Origin of the sequence: Microcystis sp. LEGE 00066 (assembly GCF_015207925.1) — a bacterium.
GTDB classification, from domain to species: Bacteria; Cyanobacteriota; Cyanobacteriia; order Cyanobacteriales; family Microcystaceae; genus Microcystis; species Microcystis ichthyoblabe_A.
In genome coordinates this window covers 1-11,902 of sequence record NZ_JADEVX010000135.1, presented here as the reverse complement: position 1 = coordinate 11,902, position 11,902 = coordinate 1, and the positions used below count along the sequence as shown (strand labels likewise).

Sequence of the window (11,902 nt, the reverse complement as noted above, 5' to 3'; positions counted from 1 at the left end):
AACCTGTAGGTACACTGGTTGACCTGAGATTGGTAAATCTTTGACTAAATGTCGATGATTTTGGTGGAGTTTATCGCTCTCTAACCCACAACGAGGACAGATTGCTTTTTGATTTTTCGATTCGATTTGGCAAACTATACCGATATTTTCTAGGTGTAGATAGCCTTGAATAGACGTTCCTTTTAGGTTCAAAAATTTGTCAAGTATCATAAGTAAAATACTCTGGTTTTTGGCTATTATATCAAATCTTAACTCGATTGTCTATCTTTTGATATTAACTTGTTTGTGCCGTAAGTGTCTCCCTGTATAGATTTCAGCTACTTTTAGGCGTAGGTACTCTCATCGAATTTTATTTTAAGTTAATTATTTGCATAACAATTCCCGAAGAGCCATTTTTTAAAACTGATTGCAGAAATCCAACACCAGAGCCATTTTATTCTCATTAGTCAAGAAAAATCGGCGGAAATGGACTATCTTAATCAAGAAAATTCTCCTATTCAATGCTTAGAATTATCAGGATTTGAAGCGATTGATTTTCTTAAAAATAAAGGTTTACAAGATGGGGAAAGATGGTTAGAATTAATTCAATTATACGAAGGTAATCCTTTTTATTTAATCGATATTGCCGTTTTGATTAAAGATGTTTTTGATGGCAAGGTTAACGATTTCTTGGCAGAAAATAGCTTATATCATTTTTCAAAAGTAATGACAGACTTAGTTGATCATTTCAAAGCGCAATCCCTCTCGGAGAAAGGAGTTGCACTTTCAGATGTTAGTCACGACTATTGAAAATTGGTATTAGTTATACCATTTTTCTAAAGTAATGGCAGAGATGGTTAATTTTTCTCACCCTCAAACCCTCTCCTAGAAAGGGAGAAAGGAGTAGAATGTCTGCCACGAATAAAGAAAAATGGTATTATTACTAAAAAAATGCAGTCTCATTTAAAACAAATTTTTGGTCGCTGTTCTCCCCTTGCCCAACAAATCGCCTTAGAATTAAGTAAAGTTGCTCAACCTTTATCTAGAGAGGAGTTAAAAAATAACCTAGATTTATCTGCCAGTGATTTAATCAATGGTTTACAATCCTTGCAACAACGTTATTTAATTCAAAGGTAGCAAAACCGATTTCAATTATCATCTATTTTTAAAGCGTATATCAAAAGCGATTGATTGTAATATTTCTTAGAGGAGATCGAGTCTGAAAAAGAACCCTTCCAACCTTTTAAACTGATTGGTAACAATTAGAGGCAATCAGCGATATTGATAGCGATGTGTGAGATTATTCTTGAGATAATAAATGGCTGGTTATAATTAAATTAAAAATGGATTTTAGGTTTGATCCCCCCTGCCCCCCTTGATAAGGGGGGTGCCGGTAGGCGGGAGGATCTCCCTTGATAAGGGGGGTGCCGGTAGGCGGGGGGATCTCCCTTAATAAGGGGGGCATCTGATAATTTTTAACGCCTACCTACTTATAAAGTCGATGTCTGATAACTGTTAACTGATCGCTGAATTTAACTTCTTAAAGAAACTTGGAACTGTTTAACTAAAGCTTCTCGCACTTTTGTCATTAAAGGTTCCACCTCTTCATCGGTTAAAGTTCGATCGCTGGCACGATAGACTAAACTAAAGGCCAAACTACAATGATTTTCTGGCACATTCTGCCCCTGATAGCGATCGAATAATTCGACTTTTTCTAAAAGAGTTCCCCCAGCATTTTTGATAGTTTTTGTCAATCTATCTACGGGTATATCTGTGGAAACAAAGAAAGCGATATCTCGTGCTGCCCCCGGATAGGTAGAATAGACCTGTAAACGCGGGGTAATTTTGGCACTATCGCTAAGAGTTGCTAACAGAATCGGGAACTGGATTTCAAAGGCATAAACTGCCTCAATTAATCCCTTTTGCTGACGCAATTGCGGGTGTAGTTGACCAAAAATTCCTAGACGTTGTTTACCAATCCATAAAGAGGCTGTTCGTCCGGGATGAAAACGCGCATCTTCGGCATATTTTTCGTAGCTTACCGTCAGCGAAAGGCGATCGAATACTGCTTCTAAAATGCCTTTTGCTTCATACCAAGTCATGGCCACCTCTTTACCCGATCGCAGCCAACGTCCAGCAGGGAAAAAATCACCGCCGAAAATACCAGCAATTGCATCGTATTCGTTGATATTATCCGATTCTAAGCGAAAAACTCGCCCGATCTCGAAGCCATTTAAGGAACCGTTACCCTGAGACTGATTATACTCAAACGCTTCGATTAAACCGTCTAGGAGATTAGTCCGCAAAGCAGAATACTCGACAAAAAGGGGATTAGCGAGGACAACTTCCGCTAATTCCGGTTTAACTAGGGAATACTGGACTAATTCCGTCAAACCCACTGCGCGAAAAGCTTCCCGCAGCCGACGCTGTATAGTTTCCTCAAAGGATAATCCTCCGGCTGCGGTTTTTGCCGGCAAAGTATCGACAAAGCGATCGTATCCGTACAGTCGCGCCACTTCTTCAATTAAGTCAATTTCCCGTTCTAAATCCCGATAACGGTAGTCTGGCACTGTCACAGTCCACAGAACAGGATTTTTTGAGGTTAACTGCAATTCACAGCCCAAATTGCCTAAAATCCGTTCCACATCTTCGGCGAGAATTTCACCGATCGCACCACTATCTAGGGTAACTTGACCCAGTAGCTGCTGCAAACGTTCTAAACGCAATTCGATCGAACCACTGGACTGATCGGCACGATAATCAGCTTTAACCTGACTGCTGACAGTTCCCCCAGCTAACTCTAGAATCAAATCGATCGCCCTTTGACAAGCATATTCCAAAGCGGCGGGATTAACACCGCGTTCATAGCGTCCGGAAGATTCGCTGCGTAAACCCTGCGCTTTTGAGGAACGACGGATAGCGATCGGATCGAATAAAGCCGACTCTAGCACAAGATTAACGGTTTCCTCGTTAACTTCCGTATCTTGACCTCCCATCACCCCCGCTAAAGCTACCGGCTTATTATTGGCAGTAATTAATAAATTAAGCTCTTTTAAGCTTCTTTCCTGACCATCAAGAGTAATAATTTTTTTCCCTTCCTCGGCAAAACGGACCCCAATAGTAACGGATTTACCTCCGGCAAAACTTTGTAAACGATCGCGATCGAAAGCGTGTAAGGGTTGTCCCCACTCCAAAAGTACATAATTAGTAATATCGACCACATTATTGATCGATCGCAATCCGGCAGCCTGTAAACGCTGTTGCAACCATAGCGGAGATGGGCCAATTTTTACCCCCTCGATCACCGTACCAATATAAGCAGGACAGGCTTTATTTTCTGATATTTCTAGCGTTAAATCTTTTTTAGAGGAAAATTCCCCTAATTTCACTTTTGGTAGGCTTAATTCTCCTCCTGTCAAAGCCGCCACTTCTCGCGCGACTCCGATCATACTCAAAGCATCGGCACGGTTAGCGGTGGGAGAAATATCTAAAATCACCTCATCGAGTCCTAAAAGGGGACGAACATCTGTACCTAAAGGGAGATTTTCCTGACTAAAAATGTGGATTCCTTCAGAATCTTTAGTTAATCCTAATTCTGCGAGGGAACAGATCATCCCTTCCGATTTTACCCCGCGCAATTTAGCCGGTTTAATCGTTAAATTGATTTTGGCTAAATAAGTTCCCAAAGTAGCCACGGGAACTAGAATATCAGCCCTAGCATTGGGCGCACCACAGACAATTGTACTAAGATTTTCCTGACCGATATCCACCTGACAGACACTTAGTTTATCTGCGTTGGGATGGGGTTGGCGATCGATAATTTTACCAATAACCACACCCTTTGCCCATTCTCGGCGATCCTCGATCTCTTCCACTTCTATTCCCGCAATTGTCAATAATTCGGCTAATTCTTGGGGAGATTGGGCAATTTTGACTAATTCTCGTAACCAGTTGATCGAAATCCGCATCGTTAATTCTTGCTTGCCGTTGGTTCTTAACTATTGTAAACCGTGGGTTGTCACCGCGACCGGGTTGACAGGAAAGATCGCTTTCAGGTTTGCTGAGGATACTCATTTTTAAAAGTTGCCTTCAGCCAATTATTATTATAGACTATAAGTTACATGGAGTAAGAAAATCGATGAGGAAAGCAATCAGTCTATTTGCCTGTGGTGGAATTGGAGATATGGCTCTTCGCTCTGGGGGATTTGAAGTTGTAGTGGCGAATGAATTATTGAAAGATCGTGCAGAAGTATTTAAATTTAACCACCCAGAATCACTAATGATTATTGGGGATATATGGGATAAAAAAAATGAGATAGTTGCAGAAACAAAGCAGCGACTCTCTGGACAAAATTTAGACATTGTTTTTGCCACTCCTCCCTGCCAAGGTATGTCTAGAAATGGCAGAGGTAAGCTGCTTAATTCTATTCGTAAAGGCTCAAAAAATGAAATCGACCAGAGAAATTTATTAATCATTCCCACCCTAGAAGTTTTTATGGCTAGTGGAGCAGAAACACTGGTCATGGAAAATGTGCCAGAAATGCAAAATACTTATATACCCTTTCCCGAGAAAGACGGTTATTTAGTAAATATTTTACATTATATAAAACAGCGTATTGGTGATAAGTTTTTAAGTTCGATTAGCATTATAGATTTTGCTGATTATGGAGTCCCGCAGAATCGTCAACGACTTATTTCAATATTTACTAAAAATGAGAAACTGAAGAATTATTTAAAAAAGAACAATTCTCTTTTTCCTAAACCAACTCATAGTAAAGAAGGATTAGAACTTCCTAGATGGAAAACTGTTCGAGACGCAATATATCATTTACCACCACTTGACTCTCAACGAAAAGAAACTGCTAAATCAGATGATATACCATATCACTATGTACCCCTATTAGATGAAGAAAAATATTTTTGGATCAGTAATACACCAGAAGAAAAAAGTTCATTTGATAATCAATGTATTAACCCTGTTTGTAGATATAATGGTAATCCAACACACAGCGCACGCAAAAATAATGAAGGAATTAATCGAGCTAGTACAGAAACCCCCCTTTACTGCCTTAAATGTGGACACATTCTTCCTCGTCCATGGGTGAAAGAAGATGGAAAATACAGGTTGATGAAAGGTTATACCAGTGCCTATAAAAGAATGAGTTGGGACGCACCAGCCAGTACAATTACACGAAATCTCTCCTATGCTTGTAGTGACAATAAACTACATCCTATTCAAAATAGAGTATTATCTCTGTATGAAGCAATGATTCTTCATACAATTACCGAATACTCATTTTCATGGAAACGGGCAGATGGCAAAAGAGTTAGTGATAAACTAATTAGAGAGTTAATTGGCGAAAGTATTCCACCTGCTGGATTACAAAAAATATTTGATCATTTAGTATCCATCCTCAATGATGATTGTTCTCTTGGGGAGCAAATCAAGGAAAAATATGAGCAGCTCTGTCTATTTTGAAATTAAATTGTCTTTGTTATATTTGTTGACAAAATTAATATATCTATCGTCATTCTTGATCATAATCCAGTTTTTATACATTTTCTTAACGCCTTGTCGTGACATAATTGAGACGCTAGTTGTTCTTCCACCGCCTTCTTTTGGCTGAACAATTTTACCCCAATCATTGTCAGTTAAGTTGTTGCCAAAAAAGACAGCAACTATTTGAGGTATGGTATTCTCAAAATCCCAGAGAATGCCAATAAGATTGTTAGTTTCTCTATGGTGAGCCTTCCAATCATAGCTTTTCATTACCTCGATTCTTGTGTCTCCCATATCAGGTTTTTCTTTTCCAGTCTTCTTTAATTCTCTTGGTGTAGGAACACTGCCACAAGTGGCTTTAACCTCTACTCCCCCATTAGCAAATGGACTAAATGGAGACTTATCTCGCATTCGTCTTTCTTGGGAAAGTTGTTCAAAAAAAACTTTGCCATTTTTATCCATTAACAGCAAATCTGGATAGCCGTCTTGATGCGGATTGTTGATAAATAATCCCTGGGATTTATTGGCAAATTATATGGCAAATAGCTCACCAATAAATGCAGAAAGATTTCTCATACCTAGAATTCTAAATATATCTACTGGTATATCTTGGACGATTTTTTTAACAACAGAATGACATTCAACTAATGAATTCTCAAATATTACTTTATCCATAGTTATTTTCTGACCTTGTTTTGAGAAAAAGCTGGTATCAGAATGTTTATTTATGATATAACTCATTAATTTCTTCCGCAACAGTATTGACAAAAGTAACAATATCCATGTCCAGAGCTGAAATAATTTGTTCTAAGGAGTCCAAAGTAATGTTTCTTACTCCCCTTTCAACTCCAGATATGTAGGTTCTGTCAAGATTAGCCCTATACCCTAAAGCTTCTTGACTCAGATTACGTTTCTTCCGCAATTTTCTTACAGTCACAGCAACAGCAGTGACTAGCTTTCCTGCCATATATAAACTACCAAAGAAGATATTGAAATTCTCTACAGTCCATTTTCCTTCTATGATGACTATTAATCTACGGACTATAAGTCACAAAAGCTGATTCTGAATAAACCTATATTCGGGAGCGGCAAAAACTCTGATTTTGTGTTTGACTAAAAATGTATCCTAAAGATTGCCGTACCGTTCTGATTCTATCCGTGCCTTACTATTCCCAATATCCCGACGCTTTCACTCCCAGTTATCTGAGCGAACTACAAGGACAGATTCTCGCTTGTCCCCACTTCACAGTTAACAATTTAAATCGAGATTTCGTTAAAACTAAAGGCTTTTCCATCGCTTTTCGACGCACACAAATCAGCGAAGTCGAACGAATTTTTCCCTATTTTAAACCCTATCTTGATCGCAGTTTACAAGCTGACTGCAACGCTTTTTATCTTAACCCCTTACTCCTACAAACCGGTTCACGAGTCGATCCCCATATTGATCGCTCCCTGCGCTCCTATTGTAAAACTATCGATCCCCCGCTCCTAGTTAGCGTCCTTTATGTGCAGGTTCCTAGGAATATTCAAGGGGGGGAACTGGTACTAGCAAACCGTAATCGTTCCGTGGCCCAGATTCGTCCTTGTGCTAACACCCTGATCCTCTTTCAAGGAGATCTCACCCATTCAGTTAATCCCGTTAGCTGTTCCGGTATTCGTCTCAGTCTTGTCTGCGAACAATATCGTTTAGATGCCGAAGAATTGCGAGAGATTCCCGAAATGCAGATAGAATCGCGAACCATAAAACCAGAAAAGAAAAAAAAGAAAGATCGGGTCGTTGATCTACAATAAAAGGGCATTTTTGTAAAGATATTCTAGATGGTGATGCGCGAACCGATCGTCGAATTAAGGGGAGTGACCAAAGCTTTCGGGAAGAAAGTAATCTTAAATAACGTCGATCTGAAAGTGTACGAAGGAGAAGCGATCGGCGTGATTGGTCCATCGGGGACAGGAAAATCGACGATTTTACGCCTAGTCGCTGGATTACTGGCTCCCGATCGAGGAGAAGTGTACGTCTATGGCACAAAACGCCAGAGAACCGTAGAACAGGGGGAAGATCCCCTCGGTGTTGGTCTAGTTTTCCAACAATCGGCCCTTTTTGACTCCCTCACTGTCGGGGAAAATGTCGGTTTTGCTCTCTATCGCCACTCAAAGCTAAAACGAGCCGAAATCCGCGATTTAGTGGAAGAAAAACTGGATTTAGTCGGAATGTCCGGTTCCTACGACCTCTATCCCTCGGAAATATCCGGAGGGATGCGAAAACGCGTCAGTTTAGCCCGGGCAATTATCAGCGATCCCTCGATCGCCGCCGATCGAGCGAACATTCTCCTTTACGATGAACCCACTGCCGGACTCGATCCCGTCGCTTCTACCCGCATCCAGACGGTAATTATGGAACTTCTCAAGGTAAAAAAAGCCTGTGGGGCCCATCTCATTGTCACCCACGTCCACAGCACCATCGAAAATACCACCGATCGCATCGTTTTTCTCTATAAAGGTCAATTTCAATGGGTTGGACCGACTCAAGAGGCTTATCACTCCGAAATACCCGTACTCAAGCAATTTTTTACTGGCAGTATCGATGGACCAATTCAGTAAACTGCCAATTGAGGGAAGTGGGGTTTGGGGTGTATGGTGTAGTTATTTATCCTCTTAGCGGCAAAATTAGCCTCTATTCCTCGTTTATTGGCATTAGGATTAAACTTTGAACAGATAAGTAGCTGGTTATCTCAAGGGGTGACAAAGAGGTTTAAAGGTAGGCAGGATAAAGACTCTAGCCAAATGTACCCCAAAGAAATAGAGTGGTTATGGCAACCACTCAAAAATTTAAAATGTTACCCTCATTCTATCAGGCTTGTTTACAAGCTAATCTGAGCGAAGCACAATATCTTACCCTGCAAATCCTCATACTGCTCTTACAAGGTCACAGAACGGTACAATTAGAGAGATTAGCTGCCCTATTTCCTCAACCAATTACCTTTGAAAGCAGAAGAAGAAATTTACAGAGGTTTCTTAAGTTACCGCAATTAAGTGTGAAATTGTTATGGTTTCCGCTAATTAAACACATTATTAAGCAAGAGTTTAGCAGAAAAAATAAAAATCGACATCAAAGAAGAAAACTGAAAAAACTTAGGCATCTAGTACATCTGTTATTGGTAATCGACAGAACGGATTGGAAAGGAAGAAATTTATTTGTAGCCAGTGTTATTTGTGGAAAAAGAGCCTTACCTGTGTACTGGATATTGCTAGATAAAAAAGGAAGTAGTAATCTGGGGGAACAAAAAAATTTCTGAAGCCTGTGTTAAAACTCTTAAAATCTTATCCAGTCGTCGTGATCGGTGATGGAGAATTTCAGAGTGTTCAACTAGGAAAGTGGCTATACGAAAAGGGTATAGTCTTTATTCTGAGGCAAAAGAAGGGAACATCTTTGCTGTTATCAGGTGAAGACAATTATCAACCTCTAAAAGCTCTGGATATTCAACCAGGGACTGAGCAGTTTTTCTCAGGAATTTATTATACAGATTCTCATAAACTTAGACCTTTTAATTTGGCAACTCGCGGTCAGAGACGCTATCGTAGTAAACAAGCCGAAGCTCCCTGGTATCTTCTTACCAATCTTGACTCTTTAGAGAAGACTTTAAAGTTATATGAATCTCGTTTTGGAATTGAAGCTATGTTCAAAGATTGTAAAACGGGAGGTTATAATATCGAGAAGACTAAAGTTAGTGAACCTCGCTTTTTAGCTCTTGTTTTATTGATTGCTATCGCCTATTCTTTAAATACGATACGGGGTCAACAACTCAATATTTTACCCCACCGTGGGCTCTTCCGGTTTCTGTGTGGAAACGAAGCCTATACTGATAGTTTCTTCGGCAAAATAGTCGTAAAAGTCTTTCTCCGTCAACATTTCACGATTCCATAAGCAAAAATTATCACACAAAGTCGAGAAGAGCCCACCGTGTTTATATTTGTCGCCTCAAAGAATCTAATCGTTCTGCTGAAAGACATAGTGATTTTTGGATAGGTACTTATGGTACTTTTTGGGTTGAGTCGATGGATACTTTCTCGGAACTTGCCTTTTCTTTGATCCGCCTCAAACCCCAGAAAAACCCTTATTTCTCCAAAGGGTTAACGGCTATGAGCCTTATAAAGTAAGCTTTTTAACTGTCTGTCACCCCTTGAGGGGGTGCCGATAGGCGGGGGGATCTACCCTTAATAAGGGTGGTATCTGAAAGTTTTTAACACCTACCTACTTAGAAAAAAAATATATAATTAATATTATGCCCGATCGCTAATTTAATTAGCAATCGGGCAGTGGTGAGAATTAATTAACCCAAGATTTAGAGAGCTTGTTCAACTTCGGCAATTTCTGGAATCATTTCCCGGAGACGACGTTCGATGCCCATTTTTAGGGTCATGGTGGAACTGGGACAGGAACCGCAAGCGCCTTGAAGACGCACTTTGACGACTGGCCCGTCGATTTCGACTAATTCCACGTTACCACCATCGGACATCAGGTAGGGGCGCATTTCATCTAGGACTTTTTCGACGTTATCGGGAGTCAGTGTTAAAGACATAATCAGCCTCTGGTCAGAGATTTATGAGAGTGTAAGTAAGTGGTTTCAATTAAATTGAAGATAGATTTTGTCTTTGATCCCCCCTGCCCCCCTTGATAAGGCTGTCCTTTAGTCACATCTTTCTTAACATTTCAAACCCTTGTAGCACAAGGCTTTCAAGACTCGGTTAACAATTTGTAATATTCCTTGTTGACACCCTTACTGACAAAGAAAAAACTGAAATCAAGTCAGGATAAGGGTTGGAGTGCTTACTGCAAAAATTGTTAAGAAAGATCCCTATAAGGGATAGCTTGATAAGGGGGGTGCCGATAGGCGGGGGGATCCGACAATTTTTAATACCCACCTACTTAGTTACTTCAATCCTAACGCTTTTTGGGCGAGGATAACCCTTAAGCTTCTAAAAGCTGTAGATTGATAAAAGTAAATTCTGTGGTGGATTTTTCGCCCCCGGCCTCGATTGCGTTAATCACTTGACAGGAGGGTAAATAATAATGACCGATTTTTTCGTAGGTTTCCTTAAAGTCACGTTTTCCCTTTAATTCATCGGTTTTAGCATTGCGGAAAATGGCATTATAGCGAATAGAAATATAACCTTCTCCCGTATCGAGACTTTCCTCGGTATTAATAGTAAAAGCCATCGGTCCCATGACTCGACTGACTTGACAGATTTCTTGGCCGCGGACCTTATAATTAGACCCCATCGCATCGCCGGTGACAAGAATTTCTACCGCACCGGTGGGATCATCTTGCCCAAAATTAAACTGGTTTTTGCCGTGGGAAGCATCAAAATTGCCTCTTTTACGGTGAGTAACGATGTCGCGCATTTGATTATAGATACTTTCTTGCACTTTCTCGTCATCAATGCCCGTTACTTCCACACTATAATCGGCATTAACTTGAATTTTGCCCGTATGGACTTCCTCTCCTTGGGTGAGGATAATATCAGCAGTGTAACCGGGGAATCCTTCATCCCAAGTGTAACGGTTTTCGTAGGCGGAGCGGAAAATATCTCGGGCGTTCGTCGTGGCTACAGTCATAATCGCTTTACTTGTGTTGATAACTCCATTTATATCATTGTCGCTGATTTTTTCGCCTCTGGCCGAGATTTCTAGAAAACTAGATGAATTCCACAGCTTAGGGAAAAGTCAGTTAGAATCGATCAATGACCCGTCCCTTGCTCGATTGCCATAAATCTAAATAAGCAAAAAATAAACATGAGCAATTATGACAAAATTAAGTCCAAAAGTTACCGCAATTATTCGTTCTGGTGAACAACAAGGATATGTAGGTGAATGCGTGGAAATTTCGATTGTCACCCAGGGAAATACCTTAGATGAGGTGGTTAATAATCTCCAAGAAGCCATTTTACTGCATTTAGAGGGAGAAGACCCCAGGGAGTTCGGTCTAGTTGCCAAACCTTCTCTACAGATTATATTTGAGTTACAGCCAGTAATTTGTAGGATGGGTTAGCGGTAGCGTAACCCATGCGGGTGTTGGGTTTCATGCTTCAACCCAACCTACATTCTATCCGGCAAAGACATTATGCTGTTCTTAATTTAAATTGCTTGTTGAGACGAGGCAAGAGGCAAACCCCCTCCGACATTGGGGTAGGGTTGATTCATGAATCAACCCTACTATTAATCAACCCTACTATTAATCAACCCTACTATTAATCAACCCTACCAACATCGGGGGGGTTTAAGGATAGGCGGTTAAAATACGTGAGTTCGACGAAATTCAACCCATTGAAATCCATGCACAGTGAGACTTACAGCCTAGCTATCCTAGAAAAACTCTGTCAATTAGCCAGTCTTAATGACAAAGAGACGGCGATCGCTGTCGGAAA

General features: G+C 40.4%; 10 protein-coding genes and 3 pseudogenes. 7 read left to right on the top strand and 6 right to left on the bottom strand.

Translation table 11 applies throughout. The annotated features are described in order from the left end of the window. Positions 1 to 210, bottom strand: a 210-nt coding sequence (locus tag IQ224_RS16820; RefSeq protein WP_194033085.1) for a transposase family protein, incomplete at its 3' end; no start/stop codon positions are given. Between the two features lie 180 nt (positions 211 to 390). On the opposite strand from IQ224_RS16820, the pseudogene IQ224_RS16815 reads away from it, so the two are divergent. Both IQ224_RS16815 and IQ224_RS16810 read left to right on the top strand, forming a co-directional pair. Continuing rightward, a pseudogene (locus tag IQ224_RS16815) lies at positions 391 to 687 on the top strand (ATPase); the annotation flags it as partial. A 228-nt stretch (positions 688 to 915) separates the two neighbouring features. Then, positions 916 to 1,116 (top strand): annotated as a pseudogene (locus tag IQ224_RS16810) (ATPase); the annotation flags it as partial. 395 nt (positions 1,117 to 1,511) lie between these two features. Here IQ224_RS16810 and pheT read toward each other — a convergent pair. Then, positions 1,512 to 3,947, bottom strand: a complete 2,436-nt coding sequence (pheT, locus tag IQ224_RS16805) for a phenylalanine--tRNA ligase subunit beta (RefSeq protein WP_002749485.1) — start codon at positions 3,945 to 3,947, stop codon at positions 1,512 to 1,514. Between the two features lie 170 nt (positions 3,948 to 4,117). Between pheT and IQ224_RS16800 the strand changes: the two genes are divergently transcribed. Beyond that, a complete protein-coding gene (locus IQ224_RS16800) occupies positions 4,118 to 5,458 on the top strand; it encodes a DNA cytosine methyltransferase (RefSeq protein WP_071591888.1) in 1,341 nt (446 codons plus the stop codon). On the opposite strand, the gene IQ224_RS16795 is transcribed toward IQ224_RS16800, so the two are convergent. Continuing rightward, positions 5,450 to 5,941: a bsaAI gene (locus IQ224_RS16795; RefSeq protein WP_036403349.1), complete on the bottom strand. Its 492-nt coding sequence runs from the start codon at positions 5,939 to 5,941 to the stop codon at positions 5,450 to 5,452. The genes IQ224_RS16800 and IQ224_RS16795 overlap by 9 nt on opposite strands. Positions 5,942 to 6,200: 259 nt before the next feature. Beyond that, entirely contained in the window at positions 6,201 to 6,446 is a 246-nt protein-coding gene (locus tag IQ224_RS16790) for a helix-turn-helix domain-containing protein (RefSeq protein WP_002749478.1), read from the bottom strand. 191 nt (positions 6,447 to 6,637) lie between these two features. Between IQ224_RS16790 and IQ224_RS16785 the strand changes: the two genes are divergently transcribed. The 3 genes and pseudogenes from IQ224_RS16785 to IQ224_RS25065 all read left to right on the top strand — a co-directional run bounded on the left by IQ224_RS16785 (position 6,638) and on the right by IQ224_RS25065 (position 9,634). Next, on the top strand, positions 6,638 to 7,270 hold the full coding sequence (locus IQ224_RS16785; protein ID WP_002749476.1) for a 2OG-Fe(II) oxygenase: 633 nt from the start codon (positions 6,638 to 6,640) through the stop codon (positions 7,268 to 7,270). Positions 7,271 to 7,297: 27 nt separating this feature from the next. Next, entirely contained in the window at positions 7,298 to 8,077 is a 780-nt protein-coding gene (locus IQ224_RS16780) for an ABC transporter ATP-binding protein (RefSeq protein ID WP_080612768.1), read from the top strand. 233 nt (positions 8,078 to 8,310) lie between these two features. Further along, a pseudogene (locus tag IQ224_RS25065) lies at positions 8,311 to 9,634 on the top strand (IS4 family transposase). 185 nt (positions 9,635 to 9,819) lie between these two features. On the opposite strand, the gene IQ224_RS16765 reads toward IQ224_RS25065, so the two are convergent. Together IQ224_RS16765 and IQ224_RS16760 are read right to left on the bottom strand one after the other, a co-directional pair. Continuing rightward, complete coding sequence (locus tag IQ224_RS16765; RefSeq protein WP_002744623.1) at positions 9,820 to 10,056, bottom strand: NifU family protein; 237 nt, start codon at positions 10,054 to 10,056, stop codon at positions 9,820 to 9,822. 389 nt (positions 10,057 to 10,445) lie between these two features. After that, on the bottom strand, positions 10,446 to 11,093 hold the full coding sequence (locus tag IQ224_RS16760) for a DUF3386 domain-containing protein (RefSeq protein WP_002749459.1): 648 nt from the start codon (positions 11,091 to 11,093) through the stop codon (positions 10,446 to 10,448). A gap of 187 nt (positions 11,094 to 11,280) precedes the next feature. Here IQ224_RS16760 and IQ224_RS16755 point away from each other — a divergent pair, with 187 nt between their 5' ends. Continuing rightward, entirely contained in the window at positions 11,281 to 11,526 is a 246-nt protein-coding gene (locus tag IQ224_RS16755) for a type II toxin-antitoxin system HicB family antitoxin (RefSeq protein WP_002749457.1), read from the top strand. The last annotated feature ends 376 nt before the right edge of the window (positions 11,527 to 11,902 follow it).